This is a genomic window from Picosynechococcus sp. PCC 73109, from assembly GCF_001521855.1.
Classification (GTDB): domain Bacteria; phylum Cyanobacteriota; class Cyanobacteriia; order Cyanobacteriales; family MRBY01; genus MRBY01.
In genome coordinates this window covers 189,983-209,047 of record NZ_CP013998.1, presented here as the reverse complement: position 1 = coordinate 209,047, position 19,065 = coordinate 189,983, and the positions used below count along the sequence as shown (strand labels likewise).

Annotated in this window: 16 protein-coding genes; 9 read left to right on the top strand and 7 right to left on the bottom strand. The window is 49.5% G+C overall.

The window, feature by feature from the left end; genetic code table 11:
- Nucleotides 1–121: 121 nt before the first annotated feature.
- Complete coding sequence (locus AWQ23_RS01030; RefSeq protein WP_062431791.1) at nucleotides 122–1,057, bottom strand: LysR family transcriptional regulator; 936 nt, start codon at nucleotides 1,055–1,057, stop codon at nucleotides 122–124.
- Nucleotides 1,058–1,297: 240 nt separating this feature from the next.
- Between AWQ23_RS01030 and AWQ23_RS01025 the strand changes: the two genes are divergently transcribed.
- Nucleotides 1,298–2,677 (top strand): cytochrome P450, encoded by a 1,380-nt coding sequence (locus tag AWQ23_RS01025; RefSeq protein WP_062431789.1) that lies wholly within the window; start codon nucleotides 1,298–1,300, stop codon nucleotides 2,675–2,677.
- On the opposite strand, the gene aroA is transcribed toward AWQ23_RS01025, so the two are convergent.
- Nucleotides 2,665–4,005 carry a 3-phosphoshikimate 1-carboxyvinyltransferase gene (aroA, locus tag AWQ23_RS01020; RefSeq protein ID WP_062431787.1) on the bottom strand — a complete coding sequence of 447 codons (1,341 nt, stop codon included), beginning with the start codon at nucleotides 4,003–4,005 and terminating at the stop codon, nucleotides 2,665–2,667. The genes AWQ23_RS01025 and aroA overlap by 13 nt on opposite strands.
- Before the next feature lie 320 nt (nucleotides 4,006–4,325).
- On the opposite strand from aroA, the gene AWQ23_RS01015 reads away from it, so the two are divergent.
- Nucleotides 4,326–5,627: a DUF4912 domain-containing protein gene (locus AWQ23_RS01015; RefSeq protein WP_062436433.1), complete on the top strand. Its 1,302-nt coding sequence runs from the start codon at nucleotides 4,326–4,328 to the stop codon at nucleotides 5,625–5,627.
- 195 nt (nucleotides 5,628–5,822) lie between these two features.
- On the opposite strand, the gene AWQ23_RS01010 is transcribed toward AWQ23_RS01015, so the two are convergent.
- Nucleotides 5,823–6,176, bottom strand: coding sequence for a c-type cytochrome (locus tag AWQ23_RS01010; RefSeq protein WP_012305805.1), 354 nt, complete (start codon nucleotides 6,174–6,176; stop codon nucleotides 5,823–5,825).
- A gap of 152 nt (nucleotides 6,177–6,328) precedes the next feature.
- Between AWQ23_RS01010 and AWQ23_RS01005 the strand changes: the two genes are divergently transcribed.
- Nucleotides 6,329–7,315 carry an ABC transporter ATP-binding protein gene (locus AWQ23_RS01005; protein ID WP_062431785.1) on the top strand — a complete coding sequence of 329 codons (987 nt, stop codon included), beginning with the start codon at nucleotides 6,329–6,331 and terminating at the stop codon, nucleotides 7,313–7,315.
- 13 nt (nucleotides 7,316–7,328) lie between these two features.
- Here AWQ23_RS01005 and AWQ23_RS01000 read toward each other — a convergent pair whose 3' ends face one another.
- Both AWQ23_RS01000 and AWQ23_RS00995 read right to left on the bottom strand, forming a co-directional pair.
- Nucleotides 7,329–8,789 carry a GIY-YIG nuclease family protein gene (locus AWQ23_RS01000; protein WP_062431783.1) on the bottom strand — a complete coding sequence of 487 codons (1,461 nt, stop codon included), beginning with the start codon at nucleotides 8,787–8,789 and terminating at the stop codon, nucleotides 7,329–7,331.
- Between the two features lie 97 nt (nucleotides 8,790–8,886).
- Entirely contained in the window at nucleotides 8,887–10,320 is a 1,434-nt protein-coding gene (locus tag AWQ23_RS00995; protein WP_062431781.1) for a phosphoglucomutase/phosphomannomutase family protein, read from the bottom strand.
- 270 nt (nucleotides 10,321–10,590) lie between these two features.
- Between AWQ23_RS00995 and AWQ23_RS00990 the strand changes: the two genes are divergently transcribed.
- The 3 genes from AWQ23_RS00990 to AWQ23_RS00980 all read left to right on the top strand — a co-directional run bounded on the left by AWQ23_RS00990 (nucleotide 10,591) and on the right by AWQ23_RS00980 (nucleotide 13,109).
- Nucleotides 10,591–11,133: an Npun_F5560 family protein gene (locus AWQ23_RS00990; RefSeq protein WP_062431779.1), complete on the top strand. Its 543-nt coding sequence runs from the start codon at nucleotides 10,591–10,593 to the stop codon at nucleotides 11,131–11,133.
- Nucleotides 11,099–11,827, top strand: coding sequence for a hypothetical protein (locus AWQ23_RS00985; RefSeq protein ID WP_030007882.1), 729 nt, complete (start codon nucleotides 11,099–11,101; stop codon nucleotides 11,825–11,827). Before AWQ23_RS00990 ends, AWQ23_RS00985 begins: the two co-directional genes overlap by 35 nt.
- 184 nt (nucleotides 11,828–12,011) lie before the next feature.
- Nucleotides 12,012–13,109 carry an ATP-dependent 6-phosphofructokinase gene (locus AWQ23_RS00980; RefSeq protein WP_062431777.1) on the top strand — a complete coding sequence of 366 codons (1,098 nt, stop codon included), beginning with the start codon at nucleotides 12,012–12,014 and terminating at the stop codon, nucleotides 13,107–13,109.
- A 13-nt stretch (nucleotides 13,110–13,122) separates the two neighbouring features.
- Here the strand turns inward: AWQ23_RS00980 and AWQ23_RS00975 are convergent, their stop codons facing one another.
- Complete coding sequence (locus AWQ23_RS00975) at nucleotides 13,123–13,677, bottom strand: COP23 domain-containing protein (RefSeq protein ID WP_062431775.1); 555 nt, start codon at nucleotides 13,675–13,677, stop codon at nucleotides 13,123–13,125.
- A 102-nt stretch (nucleotides 13,678–13,779) separates the two neighbouring features.
- Nucleotides 13,780–14,247: a Tic20 family protein gene (locus AWQ23_RS00970; RefSeq protein WP_012305798.1), complete on the bottom strand. Its 468-nt coding sequence runs from the start codon at nucleotides 14,245–14,247 to the stop codon at nucleotides 13,780–13,782.
- Nucleotides 14,248–14,433: 186 nt separating this feature from the next.
- On the opposite strand from AWQ23_RS00970, the gene AWQ23_RS00965 reads away from it, so the two are divergent.
- The 3 genes from AWQ23_RS00965 (at nucleotide 14,434) to psbA (ending at nucleotide 19,041) form a co-directional block, all read left to right on the top strand.
- A complete protein-coding gene (locus tag AWQ23_RS00965; RefSeq protein WP_030006707.1) occupies nucleotides 14,434–15,486 on the top strand; it encodes a fatty acid desaturase in 1,053 nt (350 codons plus the stop codon).
- 145 nt (nucleotides 15,487–15,631) lie between these two features.
- Nucleotides 15,632–17,785 (top strand): transglycosylase SLT domain-containing protein, encoded by a 2,154-nt coding sequence (locus tag AWQ23_RS00960; protein ID WP_062431773.1) that lies wholly within the window; start codon nucleotides 15,632–15,634, stop codon nucleotides 17,783–17,785.
- Between the two features lie 173 nt (nucleotides 17,786–17,958).
- Nucleotides 17,959–19,041, top strand: coding sequence for a photosystem II q(b) protein (gene psbA, locus AWQ23_RS00955; protein ID WP_012307032.1), 1,083 nt, complete (start codon nucleotides 17,959–17,961; stop codon nucleotides 19,039–19,041).
- The last annotated feature ends 24 nt before the right edge of the window (nucleotides 19,042–19,065 follow it).

Genomic DNA, 19,065 nt, shown 5'->3' with positions numbered 1-19,065 from the left:
ATGACGCTGAAATAATTTGCTTAGGGAAAAGCGGGCTGATGACCCATCTTTTTTGCTGGTTGGGCAATTACCAACTTCGACCTACCAAAGGCACGGGAAATGGCCCAACAATTTTGAGCTTTTAGGGTTGCAGAGCAAGCGATCGCCGCCCTGAATTTTCGAGAGTTTTCTGGCTAGACCGGACCATAAACTCCAAAAAGGCTTGGGCAATCACCGACAGTTGTTTCCCGGCGAGGTAGGCAACATACCAATGGCGCTGGATCGGAAAATGCTCCACATCCAACACCGTTAATTCGCCGTGGGGAGGCTCTGTGATCAAAGTATGGCGGGACAAGACAGAAATCCCTAGGCCACCGGCGATCGCCTGTTTAATCGCCTCATTTGACCCCAGTTCCAAGCGCACCTGCACCGACACATCATGTTCTGCCAGGAGTTTTTCGACCGCGAGTCGTGTCCCCGACCCCATTTCCCGCGTTACAAAATCGGCCCCGTCCAACACAGACAGAGGGAGATTTTTCTGGCGAGCCAGGGGATGATCGGCGCGGGCAACCACCACCAAGGGATTGTCCAAAAATGCTTGCGCATGGACATCAAGATCATCGGGCAAATTACTCAGGATGTAGAGATCATCTAGATTATTCGCCATCCGATCATGGAGCTGTTGGTGATTGATTACCTGCAAAGACACGTCAATATCTGGGTAATCTTGGCAAAATTCCCCCAGGATACGCGGCACAAAATATTTAGTTGTGGTGATTACCCCAAGGCGGAGTTGACCCCGTTTCGCTCCCTGCAGGGCGGCCAACTTCATCTCAAAGTTATCCAACCGTTCAAAGATTTCTTGGCAGGTTGCGAGGAGTTCCTCACCTGCTTCTGTGAGATATAGCTTTCTGCCAATATGTTCAAACAGTGGCATGCCGATGGTCTGGGTCAGTTGTTTCACTTGTCCAGAAACCGTCGGTTGGGTGATTGATAATTCCTCCGCTGCCTTGGTAAAACTGCCGTGGCGAGCTGTGGTTTCAAACACCTTCAGTTGGTGGAGAGTTGCAGGGATCAAGGGTTTACTCCTGAACTTGTGCTGTTATGCCTGAGTTTAGCAATACCATAGACTAGAGTCAATACAAGAAAATATCGTCATAGTTTCGGTTCTATATAAGAAAAATTTATAAAAATTCCCTTGGGCTTCCCGTCAAACTCTGATTTTTTCTGGCTTAGGGACGTTTTTAGCGAGTATGGTTCTCTGGACAAAAGTGTCACAATAGGGAAACAAGGCCCTTCACCCTATCGAGTCAAACCTATGGCGATCGCCACTGAATTCAAGTCCATTCCGCGTTTATCTACGGGAAAATTTCAGCAAAAATTACAATCGTTGTTGAATCCTGTGGGGTATTTGACCCGCTTAGCAAGTTTGGCACCGGATCTCGCCTATATGCCAGCGGCAGGCTATGACCAGCCCCTGATTTTGGCCTATCATCCTGAGGCGATACGGCAGTTGCTCAGTAATAGTAACCAGGCTTTTGCGGCCCCTGGGGAGTTAAACGGCATTATTGAACCCCTGGTGGGGCAACAGTCTTTGGTGAGTTTGAGCGGCGATCGCCATCGGCAAGAAAGAAAGTTGATCATGCCAGCCTTCCACGGGGCGCGGATGCACAACTATGGGGCGCTCATTACCCAAATTATTGAGGAGGAGTTGTCTCAGTTAAAGCCGGGCCAAGCCTTCCAGATGCAGGACATTACCCAAAAGATTACCCTGCGCACGATCATTGAGGTGGTCTTTGGGGTGCAGGGGGGCGATCGCTACGCGCCGATTATGGCGATGACCCGCAAGATTTTGAATCGGTTTACCTCGCCCATCGCCAATAGTTTTCTCTTTTTTACGTCGTTGCAAAAGGATTTGGGAGCCTGGAGTCCCTGGGGCAGTTTTATCCGCGATCGCCAAGCCCTAGATGAGTTGATCTACGCCGAATTGCAGGAACGCCGCGCCCATCCCGACCCGGAGCGGACTGACATTTTGTCTCTGCTGATGGCGGCCACTGACGAAGCGGGCAACACCATGGACGATCAACAGTTACGCGATGAGTTGATGTTGCTCTTGTTTGCGGGCCACGAAACGACGGCGATCGCCATGGCCTGGGGCACCTATTGGCTCCATACCCACCCGGAGGTGATGGCAAAAGTCCGCGCCGAAATTACAGCCTTGGGCGAAAATCCTGACCCGATGGACATTTACCGTTTGCCTTACCTTGCAGCCGTTTGTAATGAAACCCTACGGATTAATCCCGTGGCGATGTTCACTTTTGCTCGCCAGGCTGTTACCATCACCCAGTTGCTCGATTATTCCATTGAGGGGGGCACGGTGCTGATGGGGTCAATTTATCTGCTTCACCAACGCCCGGATCTCTACCCCAACCCCAGGGAATTTCGCCCTGAACGGTTTCTCGAACGGCAGTTTACGCCCTACGAATTTATGCCCTTTGGGGGCGGTGTGCGTCGTTGTGCCGGGGAAGCTTTAGCGATGGTGGAGTTGCGCTTAGGTCTTGCGGCGATCGCCACCCAAGCCGATTTAACCCTACTCGATCAAGTGCCCGTCGCCGCCAAACGCAAGGGGTTAGTTTTGTCTCCTGCAACGGGGGTGAAAATGCGCTTTAATGGCAGCAAAATCTACTATTCAAACTGACAAACGTTGGTGAGGGTTTCGACAAAGGTGGGATAGGAAATGGAGGCGGCTTCGGCTCGGTGGATGCGGGTTTCGTCCTTGGCATTTAAAGCGGCGATCGCCAAACTCATGGCAATGCGATGGTCAGTATAGCTATCCATTTCTGCTCCGTTTAAAGAGGTGCCCCCAATGATCTCTAGGCCGTCGGGATGCTCGATAATATTCGCGCCCATTTTCGCCAATTCTGCGGCCATCACTGCGAGGCGATCGCTTTCTTTGACCCGTAACTCCTCAGCATCTTTAATAATCGTTGTTCCTGCTGCGAAACAGGCCGCCACCGCCAGGATCGGAATTTCATCAATCAGCCGGGGAATAATCTCGCCGCCGATGGTGCAACCCTTGAGGGGAGAATATTGCACCCGCAGATCCGCCACCGGTTCTCCGGCCACTTCCCGCGCATTATCAAGGGTCATGTCCGCCCCCATCATCTGCATCGCTTCGATAATCCCAGTGCGGGTCGGATTAATCCCCACATTCTCAATGGTCAAATCGGAATCGGGCACAATCGCCGCCGCCACCATCCAAAAGGCCGCCGAACTAATATCCCCCGGCACCACCACTTTTTGGCCCCGCAACGTCGGGTAGGGGTCAAGGGTCACGCTGTGGGTTTCGGGATCAATGGTGAGATTTGCGCCAAAGGCCCGGAGCATCCGTTCACTGTGATCCCGCGAAAGGGCTGGCTCGGTGACGGTGGTTTGCCCCTCTGCCAAGAGTCCCGCCAACAATACGCAGGATTTGACCTGGGCTGACGCAATGGGCGAGTGGTAATGAATTCCCTTGAGTTGTTGTCCTTGAATCGCCAGGGGAGCGAGGGTATTGCCTTTTTTGCCCCAAATTTGTGCCCTCATTTCCTTTAGGGGATTGACAACCCGGGACATGGGGCGCGATCGCAAAGAACCATCCCCAGTCACGGCAAAAAAGCGATCCGGCGACGAAGCCAGCAGACCCATCATCAAGCGCATTGTGGTGCCGGAGTTACCCGCATCAAGAACATTATCTGGTTCTTGCAAATTACCAAGACCGACCCCCTGCACCCGGACTTCCGTTTCATTTAATTCTGAAATATTGGCCCCCATCGCTGCGAAACAGGCCGCCGTGCTGCGGGGATCTTCGCCCAATAGCAAGCCTTCGATGATCGTTTCGCCTTCGGCGATCGCCCCCAACATCAGCGCCCGGTGGGAAATGGACTTGTCCCCCGGAATCCGCACCTTTCCCTGCAAACTGAGGCCCGATGCAGGCGGCGTAATCACAAGTTGCTGGTGGGGAGAAACCGTTTCGAGACGAATCATAATGTCGGGATGTTACAAATGGGCGATGTCATCTTAGCGGATTTCCAAATCCCTTGCCTATGGCCCGGGGCAGAATCGATAAAACTCGTCTTTTTAGCCAAGCATAAATACTTATTCCAAGCACAAAAGTTATAATTTTATGACATAAAAAATAACTGAAAGCCATTGGATTCGTTAAATGTCAAAATTTTATGACTTTTGGGATCACAAAACCCAGGGTTCTCTGCTAAAACATGAAACAACAGGCGATCGCCAAAAAAACCGATGCAAGCGCCTACCCTGTATCAGTCCAAAATTCGCGCAACGGAGGAGCCCATCCCATGACCACCACAGTAGGCAATGGATTCGCAGACAACCCAGAAGATATGACCCTGAGGCAACTACGGAAGCTCGCCAGCAAACTCGGCATCAGTCGCTATAGTCGGATGCGCAAAGATCAACTCCTCGCTGAGGTGAAAAAACGCTCAAGCTACGACAACCCGAAAGCCTCAGTCACCCCCGACAGAACTGAATCCATCACCCCAGTCAATAGCCAAGAGGAGGAAACTCAAGTGGAAGCAGCAAAATTTGAAGTTGGTCAAGATGATCCCATCGAGCTCGATCTCGCCAGTGTCGATGAAGACCTCGGTGACCTCCCCGGCGGCTATGGCCAAAGTCGCATCGTCCTCTTACCCCGTGATCCCCAATGGGCCTACGCCTACTGGGATATCCCCAACGACCACAAGCAATACCTGCGGAACCAAGGGGGCCAGCAGATCGCCCTGCGTCTCTATGACGTCACGGACATCAACCTCGACTACCAGACCCCCCACAACGTCCAAGAATATTTGTGTGATGAAATGGCGCGGGAATGGTATTTCCCCGTCCCCGTTAGCGATCGCGATTACGTTGTCGAAATCGGTTACCGTTGCGCCGATGGCCGTTGGTTAAGCTTGGCCCGCTCCACCGCAATTCGCATTCCCCCTGTCTATCCCAGCGACTGGGTAGAAGACATCTTTGTGACCGTCCAGTGGGATGAAGAACTGAAAGGAAAAACCGTTTACAACCTGGTGCCCCCAGCCAAGAAACAAGCAGAAGCTGCTGCCGCCGCTGCCGAAAGTACCTCTAGTCCCATCTACGACGAAATCTTTGGCGATCTCCAATCCCTCGAAGCCCAACGTATTGCTGGGTCTCTGTTTGGTTCGATGCAACATGTGGCTGGCTCAGTACCGCCCCAAGAATCCATCAGTTCCTATGTCTTCCCATCTGGGGCAGGACTATGGGCAGCCCCCAACGTTTCTGGTCTCAATATGTCCGGCTTGAATATGTCCGGTGCTGGCTTTGCGTCGATGCCACCAGCGCGTCCCCGGAAATTCTGGCTCGTGGCTGATGCAGAGTTGATTGTTTACGGTGCGACGGAACCCGATGCCACTGTCACCATTGGTGGTCAACCGATCAAACTGAATCCAGACGGCACATTCCGCTTCCAGATGTCTTTCCAGGACGGCAATATCGATTATCCAATTGTGGCCGTGGCTGCCGATGGGGAACAAACCCGTTCGATTCACATGACTTTTGACCGGGCGACTCCTTCTCGGAATACCAACACCAAAGAACAGGCAATGGACGAGTGGTTTGTCTAGGCCACTGTTGCGGTAAATCTCAAAAACGAATCTTTGATTTGATTAATTTATTTCTTGACCTCTCCATCTGGGGAGGTTTTTTGTTCTGCAGTTTATCTGTCGAGAGGGTTAATCGCCATAAAAAAACCAGTTATTTTGCTTAAATAACTGGTCTATGGGGAATGGATTGCAACTGATTTTGAGGCAATCAGTCGTTTACCATTTGTTGTTTTCTGCTTGGTCAGCGATGTAAGCGGCAACGTTAGCAATGTCAGCATCGCTTAGACGACCACCGAAAGCAGGCATTGCCCCTTGTCCGTTGGTTACTTGGTAGGCAACCGCTTCTTCGAGGGACTTGCTGCCATCTTTGTAGCCAGCGAGGTAAGTTTTTAGGGCATCAGCCTTTAGGGTTTTGGTGGGCATGACTGCGTTGTTACCACCAGCATGGCAAGCGGCACAGTTAGCAGCAAATACCTGGGCACCAGCAGCAGCATCAGCGGCAAATGCAGGAGTCCCGAAGGCAAAAACAGTAGCAAGTACGGTTAAAGCAATAGCAAGTAATTTTTTCAAAGGAGTTTTCCTCTCAATGCTCTCAACAGAAAAAGAATTTGGTTAAAAGTTTAATATAATCAACCAGACTATATTTTATCGATCTTGTCGTTTGGTTCAAACGCTTAGCCTGAAATTCCCTAAATTGTTTCAATTTGTCACGAAATTGCCCTATGCAGTCCGCATCTCCTTCCTCCGATGGTACGGCAGTGGTCAAGACCTGGGACCTTTGCAAAACTTACCGTACCGGCTTTTGGCTCAACAAAACCAGTGAATCCCTGAAAAGTTGTTCCCTCGAAGTCTTGGGAGGAGAAACCTTTGGGCTACTGGGGCCGAACGGAGCGGGAAAAACCACCCTTTTAAAAATCCTGTTGGGGATTATCCGACCGACGGCGGGAAATGCGACGCTGTTGGGGAAACCGTTTGGCGATCGCCCGACTCGCCAGCGCATTGGCTATCTCCCGGAAAATGCTTATTTCTATGACTTTTTGACGGCCTGGGAATTTCTAGATTTTACGGCGGGTTTATTTCAGATTCCGCGCGGCAAGCGACAAAAGCGCATTAAATTACTGCTGGATACGGTAGGTTTGGCCCAGGAAGTGGCGAAAAAACGGCAGCTCCGCAAATATTCCAAGGGGATGCTCCAGCGGGTAGGGATGGCCCAGGCGTTAATCAATGATCCCGATTTAGTCTTCCTCGATGAGCCGATGTCGGGCCTCGATCCCCTCGGACGCTACCAAGTGCGAGAAATTATCTTGTCCCTAAAGGCCCAGGGAAAAACGATTTTCTTTAATTCGCATATTTTGGCGGATGTGGAACTAATTTGCGATCGCCTGGCGATTTTATCGAAGGGAGAAATTATCTGCCAAGGTACTTTAGATGGGCTTTTGGGGGCAGCGGATCGCTACCAAGTCGTCATCGAAGGGGGCACCGAGGCAGCATTACGGTCTTGGGTGCCGGATTTAGTCCGCAAGGATCACCATTGGATCGGCCATTTAGAGGGAGATCCCCAGAAATTTATTGCTTCCCTGGGTTTAATTGGAGCAAAATTGCTGGATCTGAAGTTAGCGCGGGTTTCTCTAGAGGATTTCTTTATTCGTCAAATTCGCAGCCATGATCCCCAGGCGCACATCGAGGAAAATTTCAAGGCGATCGCCTAATATCACAAAAAATCTAGCGTCTTCCTTTGGTTACGATTTTCTCTGGCGTAAAAGTCAGCTTAAAAGGCGGTAAATCTGCATCATGCAAACGGCGAGTGATTTCTGATTTTACGGCTTCAAAGGTTGTGAATTGCTGATGAATATCCTGACCAAATGGAATTCCAAATCCACTTGATAATCCTTCAAACTTGATTGTCACCCTAGCAGGTTGTATATATTTTCTTGGCGACACCCAAACACGTTCTGTGCAAGCATGATTATTTGGGAAATTTGGTGATTCTATACGATATCCAAGATAGCTAAAATCACCAATAAATTCCTCAAAAAGCAACCAGATTTTACGATTTACACCTGATATTAAACCAATCACATCTATATAATTTATTTGATTATCAACTTTTCTATAATATGTATTGAAGGAAGCTTTTTTTCTTAATTCATCAAATTCAAAAAGATGAATATACAAGCGAATGGTATCATTGCCACGGTATGGATAAACATCTGGCAAAGGCTGATCCGGCTGAATTCCCCTTGAAATCAATAATTCATCTAGGGATAAGATTGTTTTCTCAACAGCTATAATACGACTATTTTTGCCTCTTATTCCTAGTGAATACTGCTCTTGAATTTTTTTAAGTTCTTCTTTAGTCACCCAAGAAGGTTTTATCTCTTCATTAAGAATCACTTTAAATTCAGAACTTTGATATGGGCGTAGCTTTGAAGTCGTAAAATTATAGACCTTCAAATCTTCTTGACTAAGCAAATCAAAATCTTTTTGACTCAAAGTGCGAATTTTTTCGCCTGCAAACTCTACCTCTTGAAAAGATAAACAAATATTTTTCTTGCTTAAAACTTCAAAAATATTCTTTCTATTCTGAATGTCAATTTTAAAGTTGTTTACTTCTATTTGTGTATGTATATTTGCGAACTTGACTCTTCCATGCCATTCCCACTTTTTAATATGATTTTTACGGGATACAAAAACTTCTTTGATTAATCCAATTTCTTCATCAAGAGACTGTGTTGAATATTTTCTCGTAAATGCCTGATAGTCAAAGTTTAGATAAATGGTTTTGTACTGTTCTGAAACGCCTAGGATAAAGATAAAATCATTTATTTTTCTAATTGTTTCTCTAAGCAATGCCTCAGCAGACCAAATTGTACTTTTTTTAACTGGTGTATCATTCAATTCTGGTCGATATTGTTCAATAAGATTTTTCTCAATTTGATCTAAATTGTATTGAGGCACTTTTTCATAATGCAAGTAGAATTGATGCCCTTTTGTGCGTTTTAGCTGGTCAATTCGATGGTGTGAGTTGCCTTGCCAACGTTTCTGGAGATTTTTGGCTTTGCCGATATACATCACCACATTGTTCTGATCGACAACATAATAAATGCCTGAATATTCTGGTAATAATTCCTTTGTTTCGAGACTAACTTTCGGTAATCTTAAAATTTTTTCGTCGGCAAGCATAGAATGTTTTTGATGAAAAGTATTTTCCAAAATATCTCATGTACACGAAAAATCCCCCACTACGCAGCGGAGGATTTACAAAATGAATTAAATCAATTTACTTGGCGGGATTAAGTTTGGCGATCGCCGCTTCCATTTCTGAGGCAATTTTCGCTTCAAGGGCCGCAGAATCCGTTTCCATATAAACCCGCATCAACGGCTCTGTACCAGAAGGACGCAGGAGCACCCAACTGCCATTTTCGAGGTACAGTTTCACACCATCTTTTAAGCCCACTTCCTTGACCGCTAAACCAGCCACGGTTTCCGGGGGCGTCGCCTTATAGAAGTCCAAGACAGCCTTTTTGTGGGGTTCTTCCAGGTGCAGATCCAAGCGTTTGTTGAAGAGCGGCCCAGCGGCATCTTCGAGGGCTTCTTTGACTAACTGAGACAGGGGCTTACCTTCGTAGGCGATCGCCTCGGCCACGAGCATATCCGCCAAAATGCCATCCTTTTCCGGGATATGACCGAGCACACTCAAACCACCGGATTCTTCACCGCCAATGAGGACAGCAGTTTCGCGCATTTTTTCGCCGATGTACTTGAAGCCGACCGCCGTTTCAAAAATTTCTAAGCCATATTTTGCGGCCAAATTGTCGAGCAAATGGGTTGTGGCCACCGTGCGGACGATCGCCCCTTTTTGACCTTTGTTTTTCAGCAGGTGCCGCGCAAGCAAGAGCAGAATTGTGTTGGGCGTTAAAACATTCCCCAATTCATCCACAACCCCAAAGCGATCGCTATCACCATCGGTCGCCAAGCCTAGATCCGCTTGATCGGCTTTTACCGCATCCACGAGGCCCACCAACTGAGAGCCTTTCGGTTCTGGCATCCCACCACCAAACAACACATCGCGACTGGTATTAAATGATTCCGTTTCGCAACCGCAGTGGGCCAACACTTCATCTAAATAACCGCGAGAGGTGGAATACAGCGCGTCATACTTGACCTTCAGGCCCGCTGAGCGAATCTTGTCCACATCCAGAAGGGTGTAGATAAATTTTAAATAGTCAGGTTTCGGATCAAAGCGAGAAATCTTGTCGCCATTTTTGCCCGTAGGCATCTCCGCCGAAGCACTGGCAATGTTCGCCACAATCGTGTCGGTGATTTCTGGGGTCGCTGGCCCGGCGTAATCGGGAATATATTTGATCCCGCAGTAGGGGGCCGGATTGTGGCTAGCCGTAAACATCAACGCGCCGGCAGAATTAAGAAACTTCGCATTGTAGGCAATCACCGGGGTCGGGCAATCCCGCTCTACCACCTGCACCGTCCAACCGAGATCCGCGAGCACTTCCGCCGCAGTCTGGGCAAATTCGTCTGCAAAAAAACGGGTGTCATAGGCCACCAGCACCGGACGATCCTTCCCATAGGCCGTCTCTAGGTAGCTGGCGATCGCCCGGGTCACTTTACAAACATTAGCGAAGGTAAAATCATCGGCGATAATGCCACGCCAACCGTCAGTGCCAAACTTAATCGGGGGATTGCTTGCAATACTCATGTGAAGAAAAACAGGGCTTGTTAAAAATCCCCTTTATCTTATCCGCAAGGGGGAAACCACGAATGGCGATTTTCTTACAAAATTTCCCCGAAGACAGGCATTTTTCCAAAGCATTAGATATTATTAGGTCTATACTGGCCAGTTCCAGTAAAAAGTCATAGGCGAAAGACTGTCTTTTCTATCCTTTGGGCGGTGCAAATTTTGTCTAGATTGATGTACATATCGGACGATTTAACCCCAAACCCTTGATCAATGGAGTGATGAATAACCGTGGCAACAACCGAACCCCGTCAATCCCAACCCCTCGATGTCGCCCAACTCCAGCAGGAACTTCAACTGCGGGATCAACTGGTGCAGCAACTGTCCCAGGAGTTATTTCGTCTCGTGAAGGGCAATGATGACCTGGCCCCGGAGCTAGAAGCCCAGCACCAAGAAGAACTCCAGCGCCTCCGGGAGCAGTTCCAAGAGGTTGAACAGCAAGTCGTTTTTTATCAAGAGCGTTTGACCCAGAAAGATCAAGAAATCTCCCAATTGCGCCAATCTGTTAAAGAATTAGGCGATCGCAGTCGGCGCTTAGAACAGGTGGTTCAGGAACTACCGCAGATTTATCGGCAGAAATTTGCTGAGAGAATGGCAACAGTTCGCGATAAAGTAGAGAAGCTGCAAAGGGAGAATCGCCAACTCCACGCCGACTTACAAAGTGTGAGTTACCGCCTTGCAGTGAAAAATCGTCGTCATAGCCTGTCTGAGATTGAATTACCCACATTTAACCCCAAAGGTGGCAGCCCCATCCCGACGTTCAGCACCCTCTAAGGTCATCATCTTAGTCAATGCTGAATTAAAGCATTCTGGCAAATTTATCTCTGCTTCCCCCGTTACGGAACGGATGATTAAGGCATTTAAAACGGCAATTGTGCAGCAGGCCGAGGGCACAGAAGTAGAAGTGCTCACACCGGCGATGGTTCGACACGGGGGCCAGTCCCAGGGTCGCGACGTCCTCGTTTGTCCCTTGACGATTGATTTACCAGAGCCTTTTTCTTTCACGCACCAAAAAGTATTTCAAGCCTGTCGCAAAATTGAAGAGCGGCGTCAGTGGGTACAGAAACACACAACCCACCGGGTCTGTAACCACAATTATTTAGGTGATCACTGGCTACCAATTATCTACACGGCGAAGGGGCCTTTGTACGGCGAAGTGATCGGTGAAGGGGTAATGCCCAACTCCTACCACCAGCCCATCGACCTCCGGGATGAACAGCGCCAAAGCTTGTATTATCTGGGCTACCAACTCCTCGATTCCATTGGGGCTACGCCTGGGGTTTACCTGCTACAGTTTTCCTTCTCGCCGGAAAAGCGGTTGATTTTTGATCGACTCTGGCCTTTCCCGGCAGCACCGGCGATCGCCTCTCTGCGCTGCCAACAACCAGACCTGTTTACCTGCCATTGGCATTGTCTGACGGGGCAAAGTATTCCTGATGTGATTATTCCCCATTACCTCGCATCCTAAAGTTTCCCTGAAATTTCCCTGGGGATGTGAGCGATCGCTGACTTATCAGCCATATCAGTAAATAACTGTCAAAAAATTAAACGAATCATCTCAGAGGCTGTGGCGATCGCCGTTTCCTGATTAACAATAGGCCCAATGGCCCCAGGTCATAAATGCTTTAGGACAACGGTAAACAGCATCAGTTATGGGAAACGTAAAAAAAATTGGTGTACTCACCAGTGGCGGCGACTGCTCCGGCTTGAATGCAGCGATTCGGGCTGTAACTCGCTGTGCCCGACATCAATACGGTTGGGAAGTGATTGGTATCTGTCGAGCGACCCTAGGCCTGCTCCAGGAGCCACCAGAAACCATCGTCCTCACCGAAGATCAAGTCGATACTTGGTTAACGATGGGGGGCACCATGTTAGGGACAACCAATAAAGGTAATCCCTTTGCTTTTCCCATGGAAGACGGTTCCCTAAAGGATCGCTCCCAGGAAATTGGCGAAGCTTATCACCGCTTGGGGCTGGATGCACTGGTCGGGATTGGCGGCGATGGTAGCTTGGCGATTCTCCAGAAATTAGCCCACCTGGGGGGCATGAACCTCGTGGGCATTCCCAAGACCATTGACAATGATGTGGGCATTACAGAGCGTTCCATTGGGTTTGAAACAGCGGTCAATATTGCCACGGAAGCTTTAGATCGACTGCATTTTACGGCGGCAAGTCACAACCGAGTAATGATTGTGGAAGTCATGGGGCGAGATGCCGGCCACATCGCCTTAAATGCGGGGATTGCTGGCGGTGCCCATGTGATCTTGATTCCAGAGATTGCCTACGACTTACAGACGGTGTGTGAGTTTATTTGCGATCGCCAAAATTCCGGTAATGATCATACCCTTGTCGTTGTTTCAGAGGCGGTCTGTACCACCTCTGGGGAAACCCTCAAACATGAATTGCAATTTGGGGAATGTCGTCTGGGGGGCATCGGTCAATACATGGGCGATGAGGTAGCCAAAAAGACTGGCGCAGAAACGCGGGTAACGGTATTGGGCCACATCCAACGGGGGGGCATCGCCTCGCCCCTAGACCGTTTGTTGGCTTCGGCCTTTGGGGTCGCGGCGGTGGATTTGATCGCCCAGGGCAAATTTGACCATATGGTGACTTGGCAAAATGGCCAGGTGTCTAGTGCGCCCATTAGTGAAGCCATTGAGATCAATCGGGTTGTTGATCCGGAGGGAACTTTGGTGAAAACCGCGCGGGGCTTAGGGATTTGTCTCGGCGATCGCCCAGGCGAAATTTAAGCCGCCCAGAACTCTAGGGAGAAGCTGGCTCCAGCAAGGGCTGTAGGTCGAGGGGCACCTGGTTTGCGGTTTCTAATTGCATCCCCTCTCCCCATTGGCGTAGGGGCAGGGTCAGATCCGCAAAAAACTGCGTTGGGTCTGTCTCTGGCTTCAAAATTAGAAGCGTCGTACAAGGGCCGCCTTTCGTTTGAGTCAGAGCACAAATTGCTTCCCGTTCTGGGGTGGCTGGGTTGGGCTGATAGGTGAGGGCGCGGAGTTGCTGTGGCACTAGGGAATCTAGGCGCTGGGCGACCTGCTCACAACGACTTTTGGGGGACACATCCCCTTCCATGCCCGGCACCATTTGCAGCCAAGGTTGCGGTTGCCCTTGGCCCTGATGAAAGACTGTCCACATCAATTCTCCTGTTTGGGGTTCTATGACGGGCTGACAGGTAAACTGCCGGGGTTTAAGAATATTGCGCCCCAGGGCATTGCTGACCCCCACCGTCAGGCCCACCGTGAGAAAGGCGATCGCCACTACGCCGCCCAACAATAATTGATAAGGCTCTAACATCATCAACTTCGCCATTGTGTTTCCCTAATACTTCACCATGATTATCTGTCGGGGATGACCCCAAAAAAGTTTCCCGATTAGAACCTAAATTTCCAGAATTTTGCCTATTTCGTCCGATTAATAAGGTAATTGGGAATAGGCGGCCTGGGAAATGGTCGGCAACTCCGCATATTTGCCGAGGATCGATTGCACCATTGCATAGAGGCAAGCCACTAAAGTACCAAGAAAGGCAACATTTGAAAGGGTTTCAACGAGAAGACTGCCGCCCCCAAAGCCAAAAAAGCGAATTAAAATCCCGAACAACACCAGGGCAATGTCAATCAAGATCGCCTGGAGGGTATTGAAGCGAATGAAGTGGCTAATTTTGCTGTTGCGTACCACCGCAGCATAGAGAATGAAGAAAATAATCAGCCCCGCAAAGGGAAACGAATAAAGGCGGATTAGGGGTTGTAAAGGCACGTAGATCACCGCCAGAATCGGAAAGCGCATTAAAAACGGCAGACCGAAGGGCAAAGCGTAGACGAGGGGTAATAGGTAAGGCAAGGCCCCAAATAAACGATCTGTGGGTTCAGTGGTAGTGGACATAAAACTTTTTGTGCAATGGACTAGCTCCTATTCTACAGAGAAGTCTTGAAGAAGTTCTGTGGCGATCGCCAGGGCCAAACAATGGGAAAAATTAAACGAAATTCAGGAATTTTGCGGCGATTTCCCCTGCATCCTGACAAAAGGCAGTAGAATTGTAAACATTTGTTAATCTCTTTTTGAAACTGAATGCAAAGTACAGTCCGCTCCCCAGGGAGTCGCGAGTCTCTACGGCAAGATCTGCCCTTCACCCTCAAGGATGTGAAAGCAGCCATCCCAGACTACTGTTTTCAGCCTTCTGTCTTCCGTTCCCTCGCCTATTTTTTTCTTGATATTGGGATCATCGCTGGCCTCTATGCGATCGCCGCTTATTTAGATTCTTGGTTTTTCTATCCCATTTTTTGGTTTGCCCAGGGCACCATGTTTTGGGCTTTGTTTGTGGTCGGCCATGATTGCGGCCACGGATCTTTTTCTAAGTCCAAATGGCTCAATAACTTGATTGGGCATTTGAGCCACACGCCGATTTTGGTGCCTTTCCATGGTTGGCGTATTTCCCATCGCACCCACCACTCCAACACGGGCAACATTGATACCGATGAGAGTTGGTACCCAATCCCAGAGTCAAAATACGACCAGATGGGTTTTGCGGAGAAACTTGTCCGTTTCTATGCGCCCCTGATTGCTTATCCGGTTTATTTGTTTAAGCGATCGCCGGGTCGGGGGCCTGGTTCTCATTTTTCGCCCAAAAGCCCCCTGTTTAAGCCTGCCGAGCGCAACGATATCATCGTCAGTACCGCCGCGATTATCGCCATGGTCGGTTTTCTCGCGTGGTTTACAGTGCAGTTCGGGCTTCTTGCCTTTGTGAAATTCTATTTTGTGCCCTACGTCATCTTCGTGATTTGGCTCGATCTAGTCACTTATCTGCACCATACTGAGGCGGATATTCCCTGGTACCGGGGTGATGATTGGTATTACCTCAAGGGTGCCCTTTCCACCATTGACCGGGATTATGGCATTTTTAACGAAATCCACCACAATATCGGCACCCACGTCGCCCACCACATTTTCCATACGATTCCCCATTACTATCTCAAGGATGCGACCGAAGCGATTAAGCCCCTCCTGGGAGATTATTACCGGGTGAGCCATGCTCCGATTTGGCGCAGTTTCTTTAGATCCCAAAAAGCTTGCCATTACATTGCGGATCAAGGGTCTAACCTCTACTACCAACCGAAAAAGTAACGCTATTATTCTCAACTGCAATCTTTTTTATTGATCCTAATTTCCCCTGGAAGTTAGGTTTTTTTGCGGCGATCGCCTGGGGAAAGCACCGGATTTTTGAGAGATCGCCTATGATCGAAACCGTTGAATTTACGACAGCACCACCATGAAGCGGGTTCGGGTCAAGTACAGTTCGCCAACCTTTTGGATTGGCCTTGGTTTAACGGGGATCTTGGGTCTGGGGGCGATCGCCGCCCGGCAACAGATACCCTTATTGTCCCAGAGCGCTGGCCAGGTGGAATCCTCTGAAACAAGCGATTCTGAAGTACTGGCCTTGGTAGAACAGACACCAGAGGAACGTCGGGAACGGCTTGAGGCGATCGCCAACGGGAAAAAAAATAGCCTTGACCGCAGTCGCGCCCGTTACCTATTAGGGATGGACTATCTCGTTGAACAGGATGGTGCCGCTGCCCTGGCCGCCTTCGAGAATCTAGAGCAAGATTATCCGGTGTTGACGCCCCATATTTTAATTAAACGGGGCCGCGCCTACGAATTAACGAACAACCCCGAACAGGCCCAGGTGATTTGGTTTGATGTGGTGCAAAATTACCCAGAGGATGCCGCCGCTGCCGAAGCTCTCTTTCGCCTCAGTGCCTACGACCCGAAATATGCCGATCAGGCGATCACCGAATATCCTGCCCATCCGCGCACCCAAAGCTTGATCCAACAGCGCCTTGCAGAAAATCCAGAGCAACGGGATCTGTTGGAATTACGCCTCAAATATGACGCCGATGCCCCAAATATTGCCGCAGTCCGTCAAGCTTTAATTGATAATTTCGCCGATCAGCTATCCCCAGAAACCTGGCAGGCGATCGCCGATAGTTTTTGGGATCAATGGCAATATGCCGACGCCGCCACCGCCTACCAAAAAGCCCCCGAAACTCCTCAAAATTTATACCGTCTCGCCCGCAGCTTCCAGGTCAATGACCAACCGGAGCAAGCCCGACCTGCCTATGAAGCTTTAATCACAACTTTCCCCGACGCCCCAGAAACAGGCCTTGGCTTGCGTCGCCTCGCCAGTTTAGTCAATGACACCACAGCGCTGACCTATTTAGATCAAGCCGTTGAAAAGTTTCCAGAAGAAGCCCCCGAAGCTCTCTTTACCAAAGCCAACCTTTTAGAAAAGCTCGGTAGCAATAGTTCCGCCAACCAAACCCGCGAAAAAGCCCTCAATACTTATAAAGACGGCACTGCAACCACAGAATACCGCTGGCAACAGGCCGAACGCTACGCCGCAGAAGGAAATTACACCCAGGCCATTGAATGGGCCAAGGCGATCGCCCCCTTGACCCCCGACCATTCCCTTGCCCCCGAATCTATTTTTTGGACAGGGAAATGGCAACAACAGCTCGGCCAAACCCAAGCAGCAAAACAAGCTTATCAACAAGTCCTCCGCGACTACCCCGAATCCTATTATGCTTGGCGATCGGCGGTACAGCTCGGTTGGGACGTGGGAGATTTCACGTCGGTACGCAGTCTCCAACCAGAATTAATGATCCCCGAAACTCGCCCTGTGCCCCCGGCGGGTTCGGAAACATTTCAGGAGCTTTATCGCCTCGGCCAGGATTTTGACGCCTGGAATACCCTCCAACTCGAACTCGCCAGTAAAACAGAACTCACTGTCCCCGAAGCCTTTACCCAAGGTCTGTTAAAACTGGCCCAAGGTCGCTATCTCCAGGGGATTAATACCATTTGGAATCTCAGCCAACGGGACGAACCCGGCGATCGCCAAGCGTGGTTAGCACTCCGGGAAAACGAAACCTATTGGCACGCCCTTTTCCCGTTCCCCTATGCTGAACCGATCCAGCGGTGGGCCGCCGAAAATGACCTTAATCCCCTGCTGGTCGTTTCTTTAATGCGTCAAGAATCTCGCTTTGAGAAAAATATTGAGTCCCCCGTGGGAGCAAAGGGACTGATGCAAGTGATGCCCAGTACCGCCGAATGGATTGCCCAACAGACAACCGGGAACGCCTATGCCCTCGATGAACCAGAGGACAATATTAAACTCGGTACCTGGTATCTGCGCTACACTCACCAGGAATATGACGACAATTCCATGTTGGCGATCGCCAGTTACAATGCCGGCCCTGGTAACGTTGCCCAGTGGCTCCAACGCTATGGCCTTAACGATCCTGACACCTTCATCGAGCAGATCCCGTTTAATGAAACGAAAAATTACGTCGAAACTGTCTTTGCAAACTATTGGAACTATAAACGCCTTTATAATCCCGAACTTCAAGCCAAGCTAGACTCTTTGTAGCAACTTCCTTGGCTGTTCGTGCGAATTATGATGCATAAACCTAAAGCAAATGTAAAGATCTCTCCAAAACCCTTTACAAAACTTTATTTTGTTGCTAGTATGGACACATACATACAAAACAGTTCTGGTTTTTCCAGAGCGCACCTTGATAATTTCATAGCAATCATAACGATATGACTACTACACTACAACAGCGTGGAAGCGCTTCCTTGTGGGAGAAGTTCTGTCAGTGGATCACCAGCACCGAGAACCGCATCTATGTCGGTTGGTTCGGCGTCCTGATGATTCCTACCCTTCTCACTGCTACTACCTGCTTCATCATTGCGTTCATCGCAGCTCCTCCCGTTGACATCGACGGTATCCGTGAGCCCGTCGCAGGTTCTCTTCTCTACGGTAACAACATCGTCTCTGGCGCAGTTGTACCTTCTTCTAACGCAATTGGTCTCCACTTCTACCCCATCTGGGAAGCTGCTTCCTTAGATGAGTGGTTGTACAACGGTGGCCCCTACCAGTTGGTAATTTTCCACTTCCTCATTGGTGTTTTCTGCTACATGGGTCGTGAGTGGGAACTTTCTTACCGCCTCGGTATGCGTCCCTGGATCTGTGTTGCATTCTCTGCTCCCGTAGCAGCAGCAACTGCAGTATTCCTCATCTACCCCATCGGTCAAGGTTCCTTCTCTGATGGTATGCCTTTGGGTATCTCTGGTACGTTCAACTTCATGATCGTATTCCAGGCAGAGCACAACATCCTGATGCACCCCTTCCACATGCTTGGTGTGGCTGGTGTATTCGGTGGTTCTTTGTTCTCCGCAATGCACGGTTCTCTCGTAACCTCTTCTTTGGTACGTGAGACCACTGAAACCGAATCTCAGAACTACGGTTACAAGTTCGGTCAAGAGGAAGAAACTTACAACATCGTTGCAGCCCACGGCTACTTCGGTCGTTTGATCTTCCAATATGCATCTTTCAACAACAGCCGTTCCTTGCACTTCTTCTTGGGTGCATGGCCTGTAGTCGGTATCTGGTTCACTGCTCTTGGTGTATCTACCATGGCATTCAACCTGAACGGTTTCAACTTCAACCAGTCCATCCTTGACTCTCAAGGTCGTGTAATCAACACCTGGGCGGACATTCTGAACCGTGCGAACCTCGGTTTTGAAGTAATGCACGAGCGTAACGCTCACAACTTCCCCTTAGACTTAGCAGCTGGCGAGCAAGCACCTGTGGCTCTGCAAGCACCTGCAATCAACGGTTAATACCGGATTGAGTCATAGGGCTTA